The sequence below is a fragment of the Anaerosporobacter faecicola genome (genome assembly GCF_012070565.1).
Classification (GTDB): domain Bacteria; phylum Bacillota; class Clostridia; order Lachnospirales; family Lachnospiraceae; genus Anaerosporobacter; species Anaerosporobacter faecicola.
In genome coordinates this window covers 144209-166507 of record NZ_JAAQRO010000030.1, presented here as the reverse complement: position 1 = coordinate 166507, position 22299 = coordinate 144209, and the positions used below count along the sequence as shown (strand labels likewise).

Annotated in this window: 22 protein-coding genes; 5 read left to right on the top strand and 17 right to left on the bottom strand. The window is 33.8% G+C overall.

Features of this window, described 5'->3' with window-relative positions; all coding sequences use genetic code 11:
* Nucleotides 1–40 precede the first annotated feature (40 nt).
* From HBB17_RS13400 to HBB17_RS13390, 3 genes are all read right to left on the bottom strand, one after another.
* Nucleotides 41–1213, bottom strand: a complete 1173-nt coding sequence (locus HBB17_RS13400; protein WP_167958002.1) for a polysaccharide deacetylase family protein — start codon at nucleotides 1211–1213, stop codon at nucleotides 41–43.
* A gap of 174 nt (nucleotides 1214–1387) precedes the next feature.
* Nucleotides 1388–2248 carry a GNAT family N-acetyltransferase gene (locus HBB17_RS13395; protein ID WP_167958001.1) on the bottom strand — a complete coding sequence of 287 codons (861 nt, stop codon included), beginning with the start codon at nucleotides 2246–2248 and terminating at the stop codon, nucleotides 1388–1390.
* A 267-nt stretch (nucleotides 2249–2515) separates the two neighbouring features.
* Nucleotides 2516–3397: a LysR family transcriptional regulator gene (locus HBB17_RS13390; protein ID WP_167958000.1), complete on the bottom strand. Its 882-nt coding sequence runs from the start codon at nucleotides 3395–3397 to the stop codon at nucleotides 2516–2518.
* A gap of 122 nt (nucleotides 3398–3519) precedes the next feature.
* On the opposite strand from HBB17_RS13390, the gene HBB17_RS13385 reads away from it, so the two are divergent.
* Nucleotides 3520–4491, top strand: coding sequence for a homoserine dehydrogenase (locus HBB17_RS13385; protein WP_167957999.1), 972 nt, complete (start codon nucleotides 3520–3522; stop codon nucleotides 4489–4491).
* A gap of 68 nt (nucleotides 4492–4559) precedes the next feature.
* On the opposite strand, the gene HBB17_RS13380 is transcribed toward HBB17_RS13385, so the two are convergent.
* The 4 genes from HBB17_RS13380 to HBB17_RS13365 all read right to left on the bottom strand — a co-directional run bounded on the left by HBB17_RS13380 (nucleotide 4560) and on the right by HBB17_RS13365 (nucleotide 8187).
* Complete coding sequence (locus tag HBB17_RS13380; protein ID WP_167957998.1) at nucleotides 4560–5444, bottom strand: anti-sigma factor; 885 nt, start codon at nucleotides 5442–5444, stop codon at nucleotides 4560–4562.
* A complete protein-coding gene (locus HBB17_RS13375) occupies nucleotides 5444–5938 on the bottom strand; it encodes an RNA polymerase sigma factor (RefSeq protein ID WP_167957997.1) in 495 nt (164 codons plus the stop codon). The genes HBB17_RS13380 and HBB17_RS13375 overlap by 1 nt, the downstream gene beginning before the upstream one ends.
* A 370-nt stretch (nucleotides 5939–6308) precedes the next feature.
* Entirely contained in the window at nucleotides 6309–7748 is a 1440-nt protein-coding gene (locus tag HBB17_RS13370) for an MATE family efflux transporter (protein WP_167957996.1), read from the bottom strand.
* Nucleotides 7735–8187 carry a MarR family winged helix-turn-helix transcriptional regulator gene (locus tag HBB17_RS13365; RefSeq protein ID WP_167957995.1) on the bottom strand — a complete coding sequence of 151 codons (453 nt, stop codon included), beginning with the start codon at nucleotides 8185–8187 and terminating at the stop codon, nucleotides 7735–7737. Before HBB17_RS13365 ends, HBB17_RS13370 begins: the two co-directional genes overlap by 14 nt.
* A gap of 128 nt (nucleotides 8188–8315) precedes the next feature.
* Here HBB17_RS13365 and HBB17_RS13360 point away from each other — a divergent pair, with 128 nt between their 5' ends.
* Both HBB17_RS13360 and HBB17_RS13355 read left to right on the top strand, forming a co-directional pair.
* On the top strand, nucleotides 8316–8561 hold the full coding sequence (locus HBB17_RS13360; protein ID WP_167957994.1) for a hypothetical protein: 246 nt from the start codon (nucleotides 8316–8318) through the stop codon (nucleotides 8559–8561).
* Nucleotides 8562–8609: 48 nt separating this feature from the next.
* A complete protein-coding gene (locus HBB17_RS13355; protein ID WP_238483751.1) occupies nucleotides 8610–9656 on the top strand; it encodes a phosphotransferase enzyme family protein in 1047 nt (348 codons plus the stop codon).
* A gap of 146 nt (nucleotides 9657–9802) precedes the next feature.
* Here the strand turns inward: HBB17_RS13355 and HBB17_RS13350 are convergent, their stop codons facing one another.
* The 8 genes from HBB17_RS13350 to HBB17_RS13315 form a co-directional block, all read right to left on the bottom strand.
* A complete protein-coding gene (locus HBB17_RS13350) occupies nucleotides 9803–11734 on the bottom strand; it encodes a [Fe-Fe] hydrogenase large subunit C-terminal domain-containing protein (RefSeq protein WP_167957992.1) in 1932 nt (643 codons plus the stop codon).
* Nucleotides 11735–12163: 429 nt separating this feature from the next.
* A complete protein-coding gene (locus HBB17_RS13345; protein ID WP_167957991.1) occupies nucleotides 12164–12922 on the bottom strand; it encodes a DUF4304 domain-containing protein in 759 nt (252 codons plus the stop codon).
* A gap of 362 nt (nucleotides 12923–13284) precedes the next feature.
* The gene (locus HBB17_RS13340; protein ID WP_167957990.1) at nucleotides 13285–13677 is read right to left on the bottom strand and encodes a VOC family protein; all 393 of its coding nucleotides are present in this window, start codon (nucleotides 13675–13677) and stop codon (nucleotides 13285–13287) included.
* Nucleotides 13678–13851: 174 nt separating this feature from the next.
* Nucleotides 13852–14616 carry a hypothetical protein gene (locus HBB17_RS13335; protein WP_167957989.1) on the bottom strand — a complete coding sequence of 255 codons (765 nt, stop codon included), beginning with the start codon at nucleotides 14614–14616 and terminating at the stop codon, nucleotides 13852–13854.
* Between the two features lie 355 nt (nucleotides 14617–14971).
* Nucleotides 14972–15631 (bottom strand): O-methyltransferase, encoded by a 660-nt coding sequence (locus HBB17_RS13330; RefSeq protein ID WP_167957988.1) that lies wholly within the window; start codon nucleotides 15629–15631, stop codon nucleotides 14972–14974.
* 259 nt (nucleotides 15632–15890) lie between these two features.
* Nucleotides 15891–16679, bottom strand: coding sequence for a GNAT family N-acetyltransferase (locus HBB17_RS13325; protein WP_167957987.1), 789 nt, complete (start codon nucleotides 16677–16679; stop codon nucleotides 15891–15893).
* A gap of 192 nt (nucleotides 16680–16871) precedes the next feature.
* The gene (locus tag HBB17_RS13320; RefSeq protein ID WP_167957986.1) at nucleotides 16872–17702 is read right to left on the bottom strand and encodes a DUF2268 domain-containing putative Zn-dependent protease; all 831 of its coding nucleotides are present in this window, start codon (nucleotides 17700–17702) and stop codon (nucleotides 16872–16874) included.
* A 17-nt stretch (nucleotides 17703–17719) separates the two neighbouring features.
* Nucleotides 17720–18634: a helix-turn-helix transcriptional regulator gene (locus HBB17_RS13315; RefSeq protein WP_167957985.1), complete on the bottom strand. Its 915-nt coding sequence runs from the start codon at nucleotides 18632–18634 to the stop codon at nucleotides 17720–17722.
* A gap of 349 nt (nucleotides 18635–18983) precedes the next feature.
* On the opposite strand from HBB17_RS13315, the gene HBB17_RS13310 reads away from it, so the two are divergent.
* Nucleotides 18984–20021, top strand: coding sequence for an FUSC family protein (locus HBB17_RS13310; RefSeq protein WP_167957984.1), 1038 nt, complete (start codon nucleotides 18984–18986; stop codon nucleotides 20019–20021).
* 77 nt (nucleotides 20022–20098) lie between these two features.
* Here the strand turns inward: HBB17_RS13310 and HBB17_RS13305 are convergent, their stop codons facing one another.
* The gene (locus tag HBB17_RS13305; protein ID WP_167957983.1) at nucleotides 20099–20644 is read right to left on the bottom strand and encodes a GNAT family N-acetyltransferase; all 546 of its coding nucleotides are present in this window, start codon (nucleotides 20642–20644) and stop codon (nucleotides 20099–20101) included.
* Between the two features lie 328 nt (nucleotides 20645–20972).
* On the opposite strand from HBB17_RS13305, the gene HBB17_RS13300 reads away from it, so the two are divergent.
* Nucleotides 20973–21395 carry a hypothetical protein gene (locus HBB17_RS13300; protein WP_167957982.1) on the top strand — a complete coding sequence of 141 codons (423 nt, stop codon included), beginning with the start codon at nucleotides 20973–20975 and terminating at the stop codon, nucleotides 21393–21395.
* Between the two features lie 55 nt (nucleotides 21396–21450).
* On the opposite strand, the gene HBB17_RS13295 is transcribed toward HBB17_RS13300, so the two are convergent.
* On the bottom strand, nucleotides 21451–22272 hold the full coding sequence (locus HBB17_RS13295) for a sugar nucleotide-binding protein (RefSeq protein WP_167957981.1): 822 nt from the start codon (nucleotides 22270–22272) through the stop codon (nucleotides 21451–21453).
* Nucleotides 22273–22299: the final 27 nt, after the last annotated feature.

Sequence of the window (22299 nt, the reverse complement as noted above, 5' to 3'; positions counted from 1 at the left end):
TACTATCTTACCTATTGGGAAATAGCAATAAAAAGTGTAATCACGATTTTTTAAAACTATAATATTTCTTCCCTGATACTAATTCTTTCCCTTTTGCCTGCGCTAACTCGCTAACTGTAACCACCTTAAAACCTTTCTCTTGAAGTCCCCTTATTATAGTATCTACTGCATTGGCTGTTGATTTATATAGATCATGCATTAAAACAATATCTCCGTCTTTTGCATTTGCTAATACATAATTAATTACATAGTCTGTATTTCGATATTTCCAATCTAATGTATCAACATTCCAAAACACCATTGCTTTGTCTATGTTTTTTTGCGTCTTTTCTGTAAGACTTCCATAAGGCGGACGCATGATATATGTTGGACTACCGATTATAGATTTTACCTTCTTGTCTGTTTTCTTGATTTCAGATTGGATTTTCTCTAATGAACTTGATGACATATTGATATGGCTATAGGTATGATTTCCAATCTCACATCCAAGCTCTTCTGCTCTTTTGATATGTCCCTTTGTCTTATCTGTAATTCGGGACCCTACAACAAAAAATGTTGCTTTTGCCTGATTCTTTTCTAATGCATCTAGGACAATCGGCGTATAGATACTTGGACCATCATCAAAAGTTAATGCAATTAATTTCGTATTCTTCACTTTCACCGTACATGTATACTTTGTTTTTGTATTAGTCGTTTTATTGAACAATGTAGCAGTTATCTTGGTACTGCCTGCGCTGACCGCCGTAACGACTCCATCCGCTGAAACCTTTGCAATACTGCTTTTGGCGGAGTGATACGATACTTCTTGTTCTGTTTTTCCCACTGTCAACTGAAACGTATCGGTAATCTCTACTGTTTTTTTCTTTACATTTAAACTCGGTATCTCAACTCTGACCGTACAGGTTCCTACGATTTCCTCATCAACATATAATTCCACCGTTGTCTTTCCTTTAGCAATTGCCTTAACAACCCCGGTATCCGCATCTACTTCGGCAATCTCAGGATTTTTACTCTCCCAATAATATTCCATCTCATCCTCATAATCTAGATCCGCCGTTAATTCATATGACTCATCTTTTATCAGGATAAGATTCTTTTCAACAATCGCATTCTTTACCGCAGATACTTTATTATATTGACCAATAAGGCAGAACAACACAAATAGAAGTACTATGCTTTTGTACATCGCTTTTTTCTTCACTATATTCTTCACGATATTCCTCATTTCTTTATCTTAATGTATATTATGATGTAAATGCTAAAAGTAGATTTTGAAATGACCTTTTTTTCCTAGCATCATACTTCTATTATATTCGTTTGTTCTGCGTTCTTCAATATAGATGTTTTGTTTATCCCCATATCGAAAGTCAATAATACTCCCGGCGTATTATACACAAATTCTTACACTATGAGCGGTACAACGCATTCCACAATGCTGATAGAATCCAAGCGCATTGTTATTACCATCTACAACATATAAAAACAGATCATATTCATTGTTTTTGAATACACTCTCTAACCCCGTATAGAGAAGATAGTATCCCAAATCTTTGCCTCGCTCCATCTCATCCACTACAATTGTATCAATTTCCCTTCCATCCGTATAACAGATTCCAATTAGACGCTCTTGTTTCCATAACGCGTGAAAACGCTTCTGCAGACTTAATTCATGAAAATATGTTTCCAAATATTTTGCGTCATCTAAGTATGGATGTGTACCAGGTTCTGTTACATGCCACATATTTATATCCAATAAATTGATATAATCCATATGATGCTCTGCTTCATATTCACGCATTACATAATCCGACAAAATCGATGGTCTTTCCCATTTTTTAAATTCTTTTTTTGATATACTCATTTCACGAGAAGCAAAATCCGGTTTCACCTGATACATATCATACAATAAACTGATTAGATTTACATTTTCTCTCCTACTCCATATTCTTGTATTTCCTGACGCCGCAGAAATCAGTTCACATAATAACACCCTTGTTACATCATATGCCTCTGTTGGTAAATCCTCTTTAAAGCAAACACTAATATGTAGATAATCACTATAATTCTGTGCACTGATAACTCCAATCACTGTTTCCTTTTCATTTACAAGCATTTTATTGCATAGGAAACCATGAAACTCCTCATCCTGTTCTCCATATTCGTACATTCTGCGTTCTCCTGCATCAATCATTCCAATCAATTGAGCAACTTGTAATGTATATTCCTCCGATATATCTATCCAATTCATAATTGCTCTCCTCTCCTGTTTTGCTTTTAATATTGGGGTTCTCTGTTTTATTTCTTTGAATTTCATTACTTGCCTCTTCAGTATATTTCCATCTTACTGCAAAATCCATTCTCTAGCAACCACTTGATTCCTTACGTCAAGCTTCATAAGATCTATGTAAAAGCTCCCATCAATCAAATTTTGGTCAAGATTGATGGGAGCTTTTGTTTTCGTTATAAATTTTACTAGTTCATTGCTTCTAATCCAACAAGGATGATTCCTAAAATTCTAAGAGAAAACTTGTTTGATTGATTCAATAAATGTCTGCATTGCTGGCGTAAACATTTTTCGTTTATGATAAAACACCTGACCATACATGGTTACTTGGAAGTCTTCCACGTCCAAACTTATTATTAAGTTATTTCTTATCTCATGTTGTATGGTGAATTCTGGAAGTATCGATAATGCGATTCCTGAAACAACAAAACGTTTGATAATCTCTGTGTTACCAATCTCAAGAAATAATTGATACGACACTTCTTTTTGTCTCATTATTGTTGAAAAGCAGTTGCGGTAACTACAATTGCTTTCTGTCAGAATAAACGTTTCATTCTGTAAATCACAAAGTTTCAGCTGTCTGCCACGATATGGAGATTCCGGCGATGCAATAATATGAATGGGATTGGGATAGGTGAATGCATTGTTCCAATCCGGATATTGCTGCAACGGATTATAGATCCACATTAAATCAATCTCGTTATGATTTAACATACGTTCCAATTGTTCTACGGTACCAATTTTTATGATCGTATTGACAAGAGGATATTGTTGATGATAGCTGGTGATAAGTTCGGGAAGATATGTAATACAAAGCGATTCCAACAAACCAATTCTTAACTCACCACAAGGCTGTGGTTCTTTAGATAATGCAGCAATACCTGTTTCAAGGCTATTGACTGCTTCCAACGCATATTGTCTGAAAATTTTCCCTTCCTGCGTTAACTGAACCGACTTTCCGATACGGTCAAAAAGCTGTATTCCCAGTTCCGTTTCTAATTGTTTCATCTGCATTGTAATATTCGACTGGCTGTAGCCTAATAGTTCTGCAGTCTTTGAAAAGCTTAAAACTTCCGCAAGCTTTAGAAATGAATTGATATTACGCAATTCCATGTAGTTACCCTCCTATCAAAATTATTGAACCAACCTATCAATTCTATGAATTTTTCTTATACTTAATTCTATGATACACTTCTAACAAGATACAGTAAACATAAATTTAGGAGGGGTTCGATATGAGAATATATAGCGTTGCGTTTCTAGGCTTTGGTGTGGTAGGAAGCAAAGTTTATGAAATACTTCAGGAAAATCATGAAACTTGGATGGACAAGTATGGCATTGATGTGCAAGTAAGAAAAGTCTTGGTCCATAACAAAAAGAAACCGCGTTCTGTCTTAATTGATTCCAAATACTTAACGGAGAATATTGATGATTTGGTTTACGATCCACAGATTCAGATATGTTTTGAATGTATGGGTGGAAATGGTGTTTTGTTAACAAAAAGTTACATACTTCAGTTATTAAAAAATGGAAAAGATATCATTATGGCAAGCAAAAAATGTCTTTCTCTTTATCGAAACGAAATTCTATCTGTTGCAAATACCTATCGACGAACTATACATTTCGAAGCAACTGTCGGTGGCGGTATTCCAATTATCCAGTCCATACAGAACAGTTCTTACGGCGAACAGATTCATAAAGTATACGGTATTTTAAATGCTACCTCGAACTATATTTTGTCCAAAATGACTTCAGACAATATGAGTTATCAAATGGCTCTTGAACTAGCAAAAAAGGCAGGCTATACAGAAAATAATTCTACTGAAGATGTAGATGGGCTTGATGCAGCATATAAACTTACTCTGCTTGTACAGGAAACGATGGGGCGTTCCATTTCTATCAACCAAGTCCGTCGCGTAAGCATACGTTCAATTACGCCAGATATGATTATGGAAGCGAAAAAATGTCATGAGGTATTCAAACAGATAGCATCAGCAAGCCTAGAAAGTAATGGTGAACTAAAAATAAGTGTTGAACCAAAACGAATCTCTGAAGATAGTATCTTGAATTGTGTAAACGATACGTACAATATCATCTGCACAGAAGGTACCCGATCAGGTCTTCGTGCATTCTATGGGCAAGGGGCTGGCGATAATCCAACTGCGACTGTGATGATTGATGACTTACTATCCATCATACAAAAATGATGGATAGTCTTTCTCTATTCAGAAAGACTTTCCATCACTGCATTCACTTTTTGCACATAGGCGTACTTTTAACTTAACCATCTATCTCGTCCACCTGCTAACAGAAGTATTGCATAAATCGCACAGCCGCACAGGATGATTGTATAAAATGTATTGGATAATTCATAGGATGATAGATTTCCAAACTGCAATAATGAGCTTAAGCTATATGCTACTGGAATCATGCATATCTTCCATACAACCTGAAATACCTTACGATGTTTACGTACTAGGAGACACACTATGGCAAGAACGATTGTTAGTAGCACAGCAAGCATTAAATACGCTTTTAAAATATTTCTTTTCAGTACCACTCCACCTCCAGTGCTTTTTTGTCCCTCCCTTGGATAGACCATTTTCATCTCGCCATCCTCTGCATAATCGTCAAATATAAGCACATCGGTATCTGCAGATACGGTTAACTCTGCGGATGGCTTTTTTAAATATTGATCCCACAAAGACGTCCATACGATTATTTCTTTTACATTCGCATCTGGATAGGAATCCCAATATCCTTTCTCTATACGAAAACCCGTTACTCCTTCTGAAAAATGGATTGTTAATTTTCCATCCTCCCTTGTATCGATCTCCATTCCACTTTCTTCGTAAGAGATATAAATAGGGCTAACGACATAAGAAAATACGGTCAACATGACAACGAATACAAGCAGCGAAAAAAATGCAATTGCTCTGCTTCTTTTATTTTTTATCGTTTTCTTAACGGACTGTAATGAACGTTCTGCCTTCTCTTTATCTACAATATGCATCTGTCCTTTTTTCATTCTTTCTAACTCTTCTTTACACATTTCACAACTTTTCATATGCTCTTCAATCATTTGAATACTATCCTGACTTGCTAACTCCTCGACATAAAGAGGCATAATATCTTTTATTACATTACATGATACTTTCATTAATATTCCCCCATTTCCTTTTCAATCTGCATCCTTGCACGATGATAGGTTACACATGCCCAGTTCTCTGTTTTCTGAAATATTGCTCCTATCTGATGAAAGCTTAGTTCTCCAAAGACTCGCAACATGAATACTTCTTTATATGGTTCTTTTATTTTATGTAGTATTCCATGAATCCTCATTACCGCATCTTGATCCACCATAAGTTCTTCGATCGTCCTTGCTCTACACTCCATTTGTTCTGGTATTGTATCACTAAGCTCCATTTTCTTATTCTTTTGTAGATACGTATAATAGGAATTCTTTGCAATCTGACATAACCATGTCGTAATTTCACATCGTCCATCAAATTGTTCAATGGCATTCATTGCTTTGAAGAATGTCTCACTTGTCATTTCTTCTGCAAGATGCTCATTTTTACTTAGTCCCAATAGATATTTGTGTACGATGCTAAAATATCTGTTATAGATTTCTTCAAATTCTGCATTTGTCACTTTTTCACTCCTTTCCTTTATTAGACTAGTCAAATCAAATAATCTTACAAACAAATTTAATTTTCTGATACGGTTCCCCGTATCGTATCTAAAGGAGAGTTTTACATAAATTAAAGTCTACGTTTAGAATTGACTATGGCTCTTACTTTTTCATCGAATTACTTTGTACTTATTTTCATTTTACTTCTTTATGTTATCATGTTCTACATCTAATTTATGCTACTCCATTTTTGATCTAAAATTATATAGTTAAAGAGCAAATATTTCTTACATTTTAAGAAATATTCGCTCTTTAAAATTCAATTTATTTATTCATATTCTATAATTTGTAAAACTCTACTTATTTATCATACTAAAATACCTATTCTACTTATTCCACAAGACAGGAATCATTCTCGAATTCTTCATATACCGTTTCTTGTGAGTCTCCATTCTTTTGTATCTGTAGATTCATATTCTTCCATTTAATCACCATAAAAATAGCAGATAAGATAAATGCTAATAAATCAGCGATTGGTCCTGCATATAATGCACCTTTAATTCCTACAAATCTAGGTAAGATAAATAAAAATGGCAAGTAGAAGATAATCTGTCTTGAAAGAGATAGGATTGCCGCATGACCAGATTGCCCTATCGCTTGGAAGAATATTGTACATACAATCTGAACTCCATTAAATGCTATGAATACCAAAAAGATTCGAAAGTACATTACTGCAAATTCATTATACAATGCATCTCCAGCACCAAATATATTGATAATCTGCTGCGGAAATACTTCAAAGAAGAATACTCCGACCATAGAAATAATCACTGAACTTATTAATGCCAATTTATAGGTTTCTTTTACACGTTTTAATTTTCCAGCTCCATAGTTAAATCCATAGATTGGCTGAGCACCAACAGCAATACCAAGTAAAACGGATAATACGATTTGATTTACTTTTGTCACAATACCGAATACGGATAATGGAATCTCTTTTCCATAAATGGATGTTGCACCGTACTTTGTTAATACATTATTCGTACAGATAGCTACCACTGCAATGGATAGTTGTGTAAAAAGACTTGAAATACCAAATAACATGGTAGTCTTACAGATTTGCCATTTCATTTTTAGATTTTTGTATGAAAAGGTAATGTTATTGAATCTTCTTAGATATAAAAATGCCAATACTGCCGAAACGATCTGTCCAATAATTGTAGCAATCGCTGCACCCTGTACCCCCATTTTAAATACAAAAATAAAGATTGGATCTAGTACCGTATTTAAAAGAGCACCGCTTAACATTGAAATCGCTGCATACTTCGGATTACCGTCTGCACGAATTACTGAGTTGAATCCTGTTCCAAAGATTGCAAAAGGTAAGCCTATTGCAATAATTCTCGTATAGTCAACTGCATATGGCATAACTGCTTTTGTAGCACCAAACATAACCAATATCTCTTCTAAAAAGACACTACTTACAATTGCTAATACGATACCTGCAATGAATAACATACTTACTACATTTCCAACAATACTTCCTGTTGCTTCTTTATCATCTTCACCGACTTTTAAACTAAAGAATGCACCACCACCATCACCAATCATCAGCGCTAATGCTAGAGCAATGACAACAAGTGGAAAGGCTACACTCGTAGCTGCATTCCCTAAATATCCTACCCCTTGACCAATAAAAACCTGATCCACAATATTATATAAGGCACTTACAAGCATTGATATAATACATGGAATCGAAAATTTTAAAAGTAACTTTTTAATCGGTTCTGTCGCCATTGGATTTAAAGTTTCTTGATTATTTAAATTCATCTTTGTTTCTCCTATTTATTTTTGAATATTTTCTTGCATTGCTTTCAACCTTAGTCATCAATGTAAGTAATGTTGTAATTTCCTCATCTGTCAGGCCCATGACTAAATACTCCTTCCATTGATCCAATATTTCAACAATTTTAGGATATACGTCTTTCGCCTTTTCGGTTGGATATAATTTATATCCTCGTTTGTCAAGCTCATCTACCTCGCGCACAACATAGCCATCTTGCTTTAACTGCGCGATTACTTTGGCAACGGTACTCTTATTGATACCGATTTTTTCACCTAACTCTTCTTGAGACAATCCAGCATTTTCGCAAATGGATACAATAAACATATATTGCCCTGTAGATATATCTAAGTCAGCTAATTCATTTCCATAATAGACTTGGCTTTTCCTAGCTGTTATTCCTAAAAGCTTGTTTAATTTTTCCATAGCTTCTCCCTTTACATTTAGTTATAATATTAGTTTCATATGACACCAATTAGTGAGCAATGAAACTATTTTAACTTTTAGCTTTATAAAAGTCAACCCTTTTTTCTTATTCCTATTATCAGGAAACGATGGATCCATACTCAATTTTTACAATTATCGACTTATATGATTGTTCAACAGTAGAAACATTAAATGGAAGTCATATCACGGCAGGGTTAGCAATATATCATATTCTAATTCCTATATCCGGTACTGAATTATTCCTTGCTAACAACAATCTAACATGCTATAATAACGTTGAATTTATAGAAAAAAATTACATATTGAAAGGTTGTGTTTTAATGAAAAAGGCTGTATCTGTCAATCTTGACTAAATTAGGAGGGTGACGATGCAGACCCCTCCTAAAAGTAAGGAGGTAACTATGTTATATAATGAAGTAGAGAAAAGCATGTTATTGGCTGCCATATCTGGACGATATGATTTAGCTGGTTATGAATTCACTCCAATTCAGGAGCATGAAGGTGGACGAAACAAAATCTATATTCTTCATAACAAAGAACTTAAAGATGTAGTTCTTAGAATCTCAAACTTAGGAGATCGTACAAAAGAGGATTATCTTGCAGAGTTAGAGTTCGTACAATTCTTACATAAAAATGGTGCTAGTGTAGCAAATGTTATTGAGTCAAACCACCATAATCTCCTAGAACAATTTGATATATGTAGTAACACCTTTACAGTTTGTATGTTTGAAAGAGCAAAAGGAATGTTACTAGCAGAAAACAATTACCGTTATCGAGAGGGCGTCTCCCTTCATGAGTATTTTTTCAATTGCGGAAAAGTCCTTGGGAAGATTCATCGTATATCTAGTGACTATACACCAATCCATCAACGATATAGTTTCTTTGATCGATTTAATGAAGAATATTTAAATCAATTAATCCCCGATGAGCATGCTTTACTCAAGCTAAAATTCAACGAAACCATACAAGAACTACGATACATTGACCAAAACAGAACTTCTTACGGAATGATTCATTTTGACTTTGGTGATTCCAATTATTCCATTGATTTCGAGACTGGTAATATTACGGTTTACGATTTTGATAATTGTTGCATGGGCTTTTATATGTATGATCTTGCAGATGTATGGACACATGGTGTTGGCTGGATTCAATTTGAACCAAATGCCAGAAAACGTAGAGATTTTATGGAGGAATATTTTCATTACGTGCTGGAAGGCTATCGTTCTGAGAATAATCTGGATGAAACCTTACTGCAAAAACTACCTCTGTTTATTAATGTAACAATTCTTGAGAATATTGTGGATGAAATTGAAACTATGTTACGAGAAGGTCAAAAGATTGAGTGGGATGAAGAACTAATCTACCTCGAGAAATGTATCCTAGATGATATTCCTTATCGTGGTTTTTTTAACGAAATCTATTTTACAGAACATCCATTTGAATAGTATCTTATTGGCATATCATACTTTGTTATAACAAAAAAAGGAGGATGTTGCAAAACTAGTAACGAGTTAGTTTTGCAGCATCCTCCTTTTTGTTAATTGATCGTCGTCTTTATCTACTTGACACCAATCATTTTATTCAACAGGAACTACGATTCATTCTCTTTAATTGCAACCAATCTGTCATTTACATTCTGTACGATATTTTCCAAACTTTCAGCAGTTTGCGCTATTCCCTTTGTACTTGAAGTCATATTCGCAATCTGTTCTGACATCTCATTCATTGATTCTTTCAAGACCTCTGCCTTTTTTGATAAAGACTCAATGGCTTGCGATATTTCTAATTTATTGTGATTGCTGTCCTCAGAAGTAACTTTACTGGATTCGGATAAAAGCTTAATCTGTTCTGCAACAACGGAGAATCCTTTTCCGGCATCTCCAGCACGAGCAGCTTCAATCGAGGCATTTAGTGCAAGAAGATTTGTTTGATTTGCAACATTCGTTATATCATTATTATTCTTTTCCAGTTGGTCCAATAATGCTCGGATCGCATGAAACGCTTTCAAAAGATCATTACTGAACTGATAGATATCATCCATATTCTTCTGGACTGCTTCACATTCTTGAGCACAATTACTGTTACCATGTACCAGTTCAACCACAGCATCATCCATATACTTAAAATCCTCTGATATAAAGTGAGCAAGTTCATCTTTCTTTTGTTCCAGTTCCGTATTTCGCTGTTTCACTTGTTCGATTGTATCTTGAATGATTTTTGTTTCTTCTTCTACTGAATCTTTCAGATAGTGAATACAACTTTCTTTATGATTGCATTTATTATAGATCGCAATGGTCATCTCCTGACAAGTTGCATAACCACATGCTCCACAATTAATTTTCTGTTTTTCTTTGGTATCTTTTTTCATTGTTTGAAATATTTCATTCATTTCGTTGATCGATGGATTACATATTTTATGTTTTTGAGATTGATCCGTATAACTACGAAGAAAATCATTTAAATTCAGATTATTAAATTTCTTATTTAAAAACACCAAACGCTTTTTCGAATCTATTTTTTTACTAAAAGGTTCGTTACCATTTGACATACACTGTTTCTTAATTTCATATAGGTTGTAAAGATGATCCTCCCCTTGCTTTTTCTCTTGTTCTATCCCCGTTCCATAGATACAACCATTCGTACAGTTTAGAGCATCCACGATAAATGGAAGCTTTTCATTCTTTTGCACTCGTTCTTTATAATTTTCCAGAAATGCATATACTGAATTGCCCTCGATTTGACGTACCATCTTATCATGTCCGCAAAACCATGCAATATTTTCTTTCAGACCACCTGGCATAGGATAGACTGCTCCAAGTCCCTCTGTCACCTCGAATTTAATTTCACCATTTAACAGGTTGTGTTGTTTCATATATGCCACCAAATGATCAAACGTAATGTTATAGGACACCATACCGTGCGTATTCGGATCTTCAATTTCATATTTTTTTGCGATACATGGGCTTATGAACGCAAGACGATCTGTTATTTTCTCATACTTCTTTGCATAAATTGCAGCACACATCATCGGGCTCTGAATTGGTATCAACTTTGGTATCAGCTCTGGTATGTATTTTTCAATATAACTAACCACAGCAGGGCATGGCTGAGAGATACCGCCGTAAAACTCGTTTTTGGTAATATAATTGATATACGCCCAAGTCGTAATATCCGCTCCGAATCCAACACTTATGATCTTCTTTACACCTAATTTTTTCAGTCCACCTAGGATTCTTTCGTAATCTCTTACATAATTAGCACGAAATGCTGGTGCGATCAACAAAGAGATTTCTTTCCCTTCCTTCAAATCCTGAAAGAACTTCTCCGTATCGTCCTCGTATTCCCTTGCCTGATGTGTACACGCATCAAAACAGGAACCACATTGGATACAATACGCATCATTTACTTCGATTCTTTGTTTTTCGTCGACTACCACCGAAGCATTTGCTAATAGTACTGGACAAGTGCAAATACAATGATTACAACCTTTGCAATCATCATTTGTAAATATTAATTTCTTCAAAGACAATCCCCCTTATTTTGTTTATTATCTTCTTGTAATTCATTTCATACTCATTTTCATCCTATACCTTTGGCATTGCATATCCATCACTAAGTATTATAACTTATTCTTCACTCATACTATTTTACCGAAAAATGGGATATATTGCAACTATTTTTATCCATTTTTTGTAATTTATATTATACAAATATAAATATTTCTTGTTAACAATCTCCAGTAATCTCCAATTGAATAATCTGTAGCTCCTTCCACCAGCTGTCCGGTTGGTGGAAGGACTACTTTCTCAAATATAAAAGGATTGAACCTCTCGATTCAATCCTAATGTTTTTCTCTTTATCCAATCGGACATGATATTGCTAAAATCTGCAGAAATTCAACTCCATATTTCACGTTCTTCTTCACGTCTGACCCCTTTATGAAACTTTACGTTCACACGAAAAAGTTCTCTCCCTTTTCACATGTTTTCTGTTTTTCATACTCATCTAGTACTATTGCTATAAATGATTTAATCTCTTCGACCGTCAAATCATAGGTATCTTGATATTCTAATACTTTAGGAAGTAAATCCATGTTCTTAACTACATCTTCCTTCGTTATATTAGCCGAGTTCATATTCCGTATCCTTCCACTTACATTGGAACGTGAGTTTGCTGAACCCACCAGATCAAAGAAAAATGAAATCATCTTAATTTTCTCCACGTCGGTTTCCTCATTCATCTTATGAACCATCGTATTCCAATCCTCTTCCTTTTGAACTGGCTGCAATCTTGGTAATATGTACTGAGTTAAATCATTCGATAATCGCTCTTTTGCATCCTCATAATCAGTAATAATTGGTTGATATCTCTTCGTACCTCCAATGTTATATCCTGCAGGTTTGTGGTAAGGATGAAAGTATCCGTGATTTGGCAAAAAAAAGGATTCGTGGATAACGCCGAATCCACCACCACGATATTTTTTCACATCATTCAGATCCTTTATTTCACTTTTATCAAATCTTTTAATATTGTACCAAAAACTATATCCTAGCGCTTCCAAATTAAACTGAGAGGATTGGATATTGATAACAATATAACACTTCTCACGTTCACTATAAAATGTTGTCCCCGTACCTTTAAATCCCGCGGATTTAAGTAATGGTCGGATTACTTCTTTGATTAATGCATTCTTCTTTTCCTTCTCCGTCATCTTCTCTATATTGCAGTATTTGATTAACTGTTTTCTCCTTCCTTAAACGTCTTAATTTCTACACTTTTAGTATAGAGCATAATTACTCTCTCTTCAATCTATCCTGTCATTCATTACTATCCTAGTTCATTTCCTTATCATTAATCTAATCTAGTGATACAATGTTTAATCTACTATATGTTAACTTTTCTATAATCAGAATAATATAAACTATAAACTAACTCCGTTTTATACTCTTTTCCTAGGTCACTAAAAAAGACCAAGTATCTATACTTGATCTTTTATTTCGTGCCTCTCCACTTACTTATGGTCGGTTTCTTAGCACTTGTTAAAATAAAATATTTATTCGTTACATAAGTATATCACATATATATATACCAATACACACCATATTTATCTAATACATCTGCACTACAAACACTCCAAGGAAGCGGTCCAATTGGTCTACATACTATTCCCTCCTCTTTAAGCATATTGTATGCATTAATTATCTCGTCCTCTGAATTAAAGTTAATCCCGCAACTCGTAGTTGGTGAAAAATTATTCTTTGCTAACTGTTTCATATTCTCAACTAATTCATCATTTGAAGATTCACTAACTGCAAATATAGTTTTTCCATCCTTTTGTAGCTCTGCGTGCATATATGTACCATTTGGAAATTTTTCATGGTAGCCCAAGGATAATCCAAATGATTTCATATAGAAATCGACTGCCTCTACCGTATTCTTTATATATAGCGTCATGCCTAACTCCATATCTGTTTTCTCCCTATAAATTCATTATAATAATACAAATCGAACATATACTCACATTGCCTATCCCTTATATTGAAAAATGGCGACATACTCTCTCTCTGCTTTGATAAATGGTACTACGAATGTGAGGCGTCCAATCGATTCTTTCATTTTATTTTGCTAACTCAGTATATTCTATTTCATAAAACTATCCATATTGTTGCATACAAAGACATATGCCTCTTCAAGAAATCTTTCAATAGATACCTTTGATTCATACATTTCTTTTATATAATTCATTGGACTTCTATTTTGTATCAATGGTTGATAAAATTGATCATAAGCCCTATTTTCGTATAACGTATATGGTTTTACGTTTTTATCATTTAACGTTGGATCAACAATGATTTCTTCCAAAAACCATAATGGATCGGGAAAGTATTTTTCCTCTGCATTCTCTACACCTTGCATTTCATTCCACTTTTCATAAAAAATCATATGGTTTATCTCATGAACTGCACCTGAAAATACTCTTTCTTCATCATTAAATGAAACAAAAAATTGTTTGTTCTTTGTACTTCTCGGATAGAATGGAATATATCCTACATCGCATAGAATAACAGGATCTTTTTTCTTCCAGATATAATTATATGTATTGCATTGTGCCGCAATAAAATCATATATAAAGGTATCAAATTTTTGTGAAAAATAAAGAATTCTATCATTTATCTTTTCTTTCTCACGATCTAATCGGCAATATACGGCTTCATATATGTGAGCATTTCTAATCTTATCATCTTTAATTCGTACCGTTTCTCGTAACTCTGGATACATAGCCAATGTTTTTTCTAAAAATGGCCTTGTCTTGTTTTTTTGTTGTTCAGGGCTCACATATCTACAAATCAATTGTGCGTTTACTTGCCTATCAATTGGTGACACTTCTAATCTCGGTAAAAACATCCAGCTCTCTCCTTCATACTTTTATCTAATTAAATATTACCACATTTCCAAATATAGTCTATATTTTCTTTAGTAACATCCTTCATTATATAACTTTCAATTTTAGTCTTTTAAACAGGTCTTTACTCACTTACTATTTCTGGTCATCGCAAATCATAAAAATATGGGTATAATCCTTATCATATGAAAGAAGAGTAAAAATTCGTTTTTACAAAAATAAGAAGATAACCACCATATCAAAAGTGATTATCCTCTTATTTTATTTACTAATATTTCTGTATTCTGGAAGACCACAACTTATTTGCGGTACCGTTCATCGTATCTACTTGAAAGTATAGTTTATATTGATTTACCACTATCTCTTTATTCCAATTACTACCCCGTCGCCAATCGGCAACAATGTGCTTTCCAATTGGCTAGAATTAGCTATCATATGATTAAATTGATTCGTTGGCTCTACTTGATCCTTCAACTGTTCCCCAAGATCCATGACAGGAAAAAGGGTATCATCTGCGATAAAAATTCCTCCCGTCTTCAGAATTCGTACGCAATCTTGTTGTAACTGCGGATATAGCCGGTTTTCAACATCTTGAAAAATAAGATCAAAACTCTCATCTGCAATCTGGGGAAGAATTTTGCATGCATCCCCATACATAATTTGTACTGTCTTATCAACTCCATACCTTAAGAAATTTTTTTCTGCTTGTTTTTGGGCTAACGGATTAAATTCAATCGTTGTAATCGTTCCACCATATTTCTTTGCAATTAATGCCATTGATGTTGCTGAAAAACCTATACTAGTGCCAATCTCTAGAATCTTCATCGGTTTCTTTACCTGCAACATTATTTTCAGGAAACGAACAACATCATCTTCTATCACAGGTACAAAGTCTTTCCACTCTGTTTTATCAATAAAACTTTTTTGACTTAATGTGCCGCTTTCCTTATATAAGTCCTCAATATAATTCTGATACTTTACTAAATTGTCAATTCCTAAATCATTTCGCTTTTCCATAATAAATCTCTCCTTTAATCTCATAATTTCTATAGGGAGAGACAAAAAAAACGTACTCTCCCCTAATTAATAGTTAGAAAGTACGTTGGCTTACGTGAACGCTTACGTTATTAAATTATAGATCTATAATATATTTTTTATAATAGTCTTTTCTATTTCATTTGTCAAGTCACAATTGATATTTCTCCCATAGCTCTCCGTTATTTGTGATACGTTTCTCCGTATGGTGTAAATGGAGAGATTTACGATATCTAGTATATTAAAATTCTTTCTTTGTCACCAAATAAGTCACGGGGTATTCTTTCATAACATCAAAACCAAGACGTAACGCCAATCTTTTGGAAGCCTCATTGGAGACCATACAATCCCATTTAGGTACCAGTTTTTTTTCTAAGCAGCGTTCAATAAATGCTACCCCCATATTGAATCCTAAGCCCATTCCCCTATATTCACTTTCTGTGGATATATCTATTTCAACATCTCCTTCTGTACTGATTCCCGCGCTGATCACTTGTCCAATCATTTTCTGCCCATTATATAAAACGAACCCAAAACCTTTCTCTAAAAATGCTTCTTTTGTCCCATAAAAAGCTTCGATAGAACTATCAAATCTCATTGCTTCTTCTATATTTGCTTGATTAATCTCTACAAGCTGATACTTAGTTATCCTCTTGGGTAAATTCAAAAACTTATTCTTTTGAAATTGAAACATGTATCTTGGAAAATCACCTAACTCAAATGCTTCTATTTCTCTTGAAAACTTGTTTAGCTGTTCACTGCTCATACCAAACCAATAGTAGAATTCTTTCTTTTCTTTCTGTAACAATTCTAAAGCTTCTTTCAAGATCTCTTCCCTGGCTTCCCCTATAAGATATGTCCAGTTTGTTTTCGATATGACCAAAGCCGCTCTCGGCTCATTTTCATTATCTACAAATATATCAGCTTCTTTTTTTTGCAAAATAAAGTCTTCCAGTAATGGAAGGTACTTATTATTGACCGTTAGAAGCTGTCTAATTCGATTGTACTTCGATTTATTAAGCATCCTCATACTATCATCTCCCTACATAACCATATGTTCCTCACAATTACAGATAAATTGGCTTATTCATATTAAGTTATTATATTCCTATCTCGCCCTATTTCAGTAAATCCCCCCTACTTATTGTATGGTTCACCGTATCATACAAAAGGAGAGTTATCCTATTATGTAAATCAGTTTAACCCGAATAATTCTAACAAACTAATTTGTATCACCAAGCCTAAACTGTGCTTCCTTATAAATTGTATCTGGAGATATTTTCAGCAATTGTAAGAATGTCATACCATCTCTGTCCTTTAGATAGGAATCAATGATTTGTATTGCATAATAATATCCTGCGTTTTCAGGTATGCCAAGCTCTCTACATCCAAACATATACTTCGAAATCTCATCTGGGTTTAATGTTTCGTTCAAAATTTTTTGAAATTTAATCCATACTTCCTGTTCTTCTTCATGTCTGACTCCTTTATGCCAAGACGGAATAAAAGCCGGATTCAGGCTTCTGGCAAAAGCGTCAGCTTCTCCCTCAATAATCAATCTTTCTAGGAATGAATCCGTTAATCCTGCTCCACCTTGTTTGCAGTACCAATAATCTCCCCATACAGCATGATGAAACTCATGAGCAAATACATACGGGATCCATCTGGTTGCACTCTCAATCATAGGATTTATATTTAGTATAATATTTCCCCACACTCCGGTACCATAGATTCCTTCTGGCATTGTATTTGTTGACGGATAGATTGCAATATGCATTGTATCCTCGTCTTCTTTCGGTAGTCTAGAACAAATCTCTTCAAAAATGTTAGAGTATGTTCCCCAATCCATACCTTCTAGTAGTTCTAATTGTTTTTCTGCTATTTCACGTTCCATATTGCAGAGTGGTTTCATATGATCCATCGGGAATGGTGCTCCTTGCGTGAGCATTCCCCAAAAAGGATCTATCATAGTCTTATTCCAGGCATCCTCACCTGTGCCTTCTGCTATATAGCTACTTAGATTCCGATAAGCTAATATAAGATCGAATTTCATTTTATTGGCCCTCCAATTCATTTCGTTACAGGGAAATATAAGGTATATCCATCTACTTTTGAGTCCCATTCATAAATCGGGGCATGATCAAGATCTCTTTTTAAATGATATCTACTATAATCAAATTCCGAAAAAACATTCCATGCAGCAAGTACATGAGCACCTAATTCATAATGTCTATATGGAGGTACATTCACAACTAAATAGTCTGATTCAGGCATAATGCAGACTTCAAGTTCCTTGTTTGTTTTATAACTCTCCGCATCATCCGTCTCAAATCCTAATGTTAAGGCAGCAAACTTTATGTTCTTATAGATGTGTGTTAAATAAGCTCCTCCAATTGGATTCTCATTACTTATGTAATGTAGTCTTTCATAAAGATGATCTTTTTGACATTGTACATAGAAGTTATGAGGGAACAAATCAGTCTTATTCATTGCGATATAGTACCAAAGACTTTTTTGTTTATGTACAAAACGAACATGAGGTTCTGGAAGTTCCACTCTATCCTGCCTTGCAGCTTCATGGGATGTTTCTTCTATCACTTCTGCCAGTTTTTCTTCCATGTCATCCTCACTCCATACATGATCCTTACGAAATTGGTATGGGGTAACATGGAAAGTTTTCTTTACCGCTCTAGTAAAGCTCTCCTGTGTACTATATCCATTTTTCTGTGCAATCTGCAGTATAGGCAAATTGGTATACCTCAAATCCATTACTGCCTGTGCAAGCCTTTTATCATTAATATACTCGCCCAGACTCATATCGGTCTGGGACAAAAAAATGCGATTCATCTGCTTCATGGAGTAATTATTATATTCTGCGACCCTCTCACAATTGATTTGTTCAAGCTCATCTTTTATTAATTTTTTAGTTTTCTCAACAATATCAGTATAGATGATAATTATTCTCCCTTCTGTATATCCTATCATTATTTTCTAACATAATTTTGATATTTTAGGACATATTAGCATAACTGCAACGCTGTATTCTTTGTTTCTCCTTATCATTTTCTTCATCCTTTTCGTGCTACTTAGACTGCTCTTCTGTAGCTTTATATATTTATTTCATAATAGTATCTATTTACTCTATTATTACCCATCTATAGCAATAAAGCAATCATATAATACGGTTCATCGTATCACAAGTAATATTTAAACTTAATTAAATAGGCTCAATGTTTTTCATTTATTCTAGTTTTTTGACATTTTATTTTTTCAATAGTATAATACTTCTTTGCTATAAAAAAATATATGACTTATAAAAAGGCGGCTTTAATATATGACATTTTATCAAGAATTAAAATTAAACCAAGCTGGTTCCAAAGAACTTATTAGAAATGCACAAAACAATAAAGAAAAATTAAGGCATATTGTTATTTATCTATTTAAGATTTTTATTACCATGGTATTTTGTATGACTTTTGTAATTGCTTATAGTAAAATTTGGGGTAATCCAAATAGTATTGTTGGGGTTGTTGTGCTACTTTTTGTTTTAGTATTTAGAAATGTGGATTTATCAGTAAAGACCTCACACGCAATTGCTTATTTAATAGCTATATTTTTTATTTTAGCTTTAGGACCACGCTTATGTAATGCTGGTAACATTTTTGTTGAATTATTAGTTAATATTATATGTATTTTTATATTATTGTTTATCGGGTGCCATAATGTAAAGATGTTTAATCACTCTACATTAATTTTAAGTTATTTATTACTATATGGTTATGATGTATCTGGATATTCATATATCAAAAGAATAGAAGGACTTGCTGTAGGTGCTCTAATCACTATAGTAATATATTATAGAAACCATAGAAAAAAAACATATGAATTAAATCTCTCAAATTTTATTGAAGAATTCAATCTTAAATCTGATAGAACAAAATGGCAGATATCTCTTACTATTGCCATATCTTCTATTTTGTTTATTGCAAGATTAATTCATCTACCAAGACCTATGTGGATAGGTATTGCTGTTATGTCTATAATTACTCCATTCCCAACAGGTCAAAAAGAAAAAGTAAAAGCAAGAATTATAGGTAATATTTTTGGTGCCTTACTAGTTTTTCTTATTTATAAATACTGTCCTGATGTTGTTTATAATAATATTGGAATTATTGGCGGAATCTGTGTAGGCCTTTCAGCAACTTATGGATTTCAATCAATGTTTAATACCTTCGGGGCTATATCTATTGCAGCAACAATTCTAGGGTTTCCAGCAGCTATCTTCTATAGAGTATTTAATAATACTATAGGAGCTATATACGGACTATTCTTTAATAAATACTTTTGTAAATTGCTCGATAATATATCTTAAACCAAAAACAGAATTAGGATAAACTCTCCTAATTCTGTTTTTTAGTCCAACTCTTAAGCCAAATGGTTATTGGTACTTTATTTTCTTTGTGCCATCCACTCTTGCTTTAATAATCTCATCATAATAAAATCACTGTATTCATTATCATAGTAGTATCCCTGCTCCTGGATCCCCTCTTTCCTAAAACCTACTTTTTCATAAAACTCCAATGCATATGTATTCTTTGCCACCACACCGATGGCAATCCGATTCATCTCATATTTGTCAAATGCAAGTTCAAACATCATTTGAATTGCCTCTGTCCCATAACCCTGCCCTTGGTTTTTGGGATCTGGCAGCATAATAGAGATGTCTGTACAATGCCATACTGGCCACATACGAAGAAGACCTGTTTCTCCTACTATATTACCTTTTAGATCTGTAATTGTATACCAATCAGAATCTTCTGTCTTTCTCTCAATACTTGCAATCTCTTGTGCCTCATCTGTCAAATCTGTAAATCCACATTTAAACATTACATCCGGCTGATTAAACCAATATGCAAAATATTTTGCATCTTCTTTTCTCTGCTCACGAAGAATTACTTTCTTTCCTATAATTTCTTTTTTATTTTCATCTCTCATTGAGTACTCCTATTCTAGAAAGGCAATGCCCTCCTTCGATTAATTTTTTCTATTTTATGCATAACAAATCCTCCTTTCCCAATCTATCTATATAATTTTATTGATTGCATATCTCATAATAATACTATTAGAGTCTAGCATATGTAAATTAATTAATCAATAATTACCTTTTTACCCGATAAAATGAACGCAGGAATTTAGACGGTAAGTTACAATTAATAAAAGTAAGTTGCAAAAGAGTTATCATTAAGTATTGTAATTTCATGTAATAAGGTATAAAATTACAATGTAATAGGAACAAATGTTCTGTACAAAAAGGAGATATATCATGAATTATATAGCAGAAGTAATTAATTTAAGCCTTAAGAAAGACTCTTTTCTCAAGCAATTTACTATACTAACCATTCGGAAACGTTTTTTAGGATTGCTTAAGATATATTCGATTGCAATACCAGAAGAACAACTTGAATCTACAATTTTAAGCCTTCAAAGTAATATGAGTACAAAACTTCATAAAGAATGGTACATAACCATACATACGGATAAAGATGCTATTATACTTTTTAGAAACAGGATCTTTAGAATGTCAACGGTCGGTCTTTATCCAATCCACTATCAAATGCTAGATACTTCGCAGGCTGTCGATAAGGATAAATGGGATGAGATGATCAGATATGCTAAGACACTTGGTGTACCTGATGATCAATGTGACTTCCTACCAGAAAACTTTGAAACATTTAATTACCATTAACATATTTATAACTACATAACATTTTCAATTCTCCCCCCTTCGGTCATTAAGCTAATTACAATGGCATCATTTGATGAATCACATCAACAACTTTGAACTTTAGCCAATCAGGAATATCATTCCTATGTGGAAGAACCGCTTGGTATGATGCCTCTTTTTCCTCCTCGATTGAAAACAAAGGAGCTGGAATCTTCAAAGCATTAAGCAACATAACTTGAAAAGCATAGTAATCAATGATATCCTCTGATCCTATGTGGAAAACACCTGTCAGATTATTTTTTAATATATATAGAATCCAATCAGCAATGTATTCATCAGTCGTATAGTTAACAAATAGATTCTTAATTGTATTCAATGTTTCACCGTTGGAACTTGCTTCCTTTAGTCTGTTAAGGCGTGGACAGTTTTTACCATAAATCTGAGGAATACGCAAAATTACGCTCTTGTTCATAATAGTAGTTTGTAAAATATTTTCACATTCTATTTTAAACTTACCATAATCAGTATCTGCTTTCGGAGGTTCATCCTCGTAATGAGGGGCACTAAGTGCACCATCAAAAACATTCGATGTAGAAAGAAATACCATTTTCCCAGTTTCTTTCTCTTGTATATATTGTGCCATTACACGAACTGCACTAAGCTGTTGTGCAAAATCACCCCTGAGACAATAAATAATTACAGTTGGTTTTGTTTCCAATAAAAGATTGGTAAGCGAACCAAGCGAACGCAAGTCAAATGAATACATTGTGGCGTCTTCTAATTCAAATTCCGACACAGAATTATGATATGTACCAAAAACATACTTGTATTCCTGAGCAAGCCTACTCTTTATTTTCTGTCCAGCATAACCACTTGATCCAAAAACTAATATTCTCATATCTATAAATGCTCCTTATCGTAGTTT

Bases quoted from the DNA above. Each gene is read 5' to 3' on its own strand.
- HBB17_RS13310 (WP_167957984.1), top strand. From the start codon at position 18,984: ATGACATTTTATCAAGAATTAAAATTAAACCAAGCTGGTTCCAAAGAA.
- HBB17_RS13305 (WP_167957983.1), bottom strand. From the start codon at position 20,644: ATGAGAGATGAAAATAAAAAAGAAATTATAGGAAAGAAAGTAATTCTT.
- HBB17_RS13300 (WP_167957982.1), top strand. From the start codon at position 20,973: ATGAATTATATAGCAGAAGTAATTAATTTAAGCCTTAAGAAAGACTCT.
- HBB17_RS13365 (WP_167957995.1), bottom strand. From the start codon at position 8,187: ATGGAAAAATTAAACAAGCTTTTAGGAATAACAGCTAGGAAAAGCCAA.
- HBB17_RS13355 (WP_238483751.1), top strand. From the start codon at position 8,610: ATGTTATATAATGAAGTAGAGAAAAGCATGTTATTGGCTGCCATATCT.
- HBB17_RS13360 (WP_167957994.1), top strand. From the start codon at position 8,316: ATGGATCCATACTCAATTTTTACAATTATCGACTTATATGATTGTTCA.
- HBB17_RS13315 (WP_167957985.1), bottom strand. From the start codon at position 18,634: ATGATAGGATATACAGAAGGGAGAATAATTATCATCTATACTGATATT.
- HBB17_RS13370 (WP_167957996.1), bottom strand. From the start codon at position 7,748: ATGAATTTAAATAATCAAGAAACTTTAAATCCAATGGCGACAGAACCG.
- HBB17_RS13320 (WP_167957986.1), bottom strand. From the start codon at position 17,702: ATGAAATTCGATCTTATATTAGCTTATCGGAATCTAAGTAGCTATATA.
- HBB17_RS13325 (WP_167957987.1), bottom strand. From the start codon at position 16,679: ATGAGGATGCTTAATAAATCGAAGTACAATCGAATTAGACAGCTTCTA.
- HBB17_RS13345 (WP_167957991.1), bottom strand. From the start codon at position 12,922: ATGACGGAGAAGGAAAAGAAGAATGCATTAATCAAAGAAGTAATCCGA.
- HBB17_RS13380 (WP_167957998.1), bottom strand. From the start codon at position 5,444: ATGAAAGTATCATGTAATGTAATAAAAGATATTATGCCTCTTTATGTC.
- HBB17_RS13295 (WP_167957981.1), bottom strand. From the start codon at position 22,272: ATGAGAATATTAGTTTTTGGATCAAGTGGTTATGCTGGACAGAAAATA.
- HBB17_RS13395 (WP_167958001.1), bottom strand. From the start codon at position 2,248: ATGAATTGGATAGATATATCGGAGGAATATACATTACAAGTTGCTCAA.
- HBB17_RS13340 (WP_167957990.1), bottom strand. From the start codon at position 13,677: ATGGAGTTAGGCATGACGCTATATATAAAGAATACGGTAGAGGCAGTC.
- HBB17_RS13330 (WP_167957988.1), bottom strand. From the start codon at position 15,631: ATGGAAAAGCGAAATGATTTAGGAATTGACAATTTAGTAAAGTATCAG.
- HBB17_RS13390 (WP_167958000.1), bottom strand. From the start codon at position 3,397: ATGGAATTGCGTAATATCAATTCATTTCTAAAGCTTGCGGAAGTTTTA.
- HBB17_RS13335 (WP_167957989.1), bottom strand. From the start codon at position 14,616: ATGTTTTTACCGAGATTAGAAGTGTCACCAATTGATAGGCAAGTAAAC.
- HBB17_RS13385 (WP_167957999.1), top strand. From the start codon at position 3,520: ATGAGAATATATAGCGTTGCGTTTCTAGGCTTTGGTGTGGTAGGAAGC.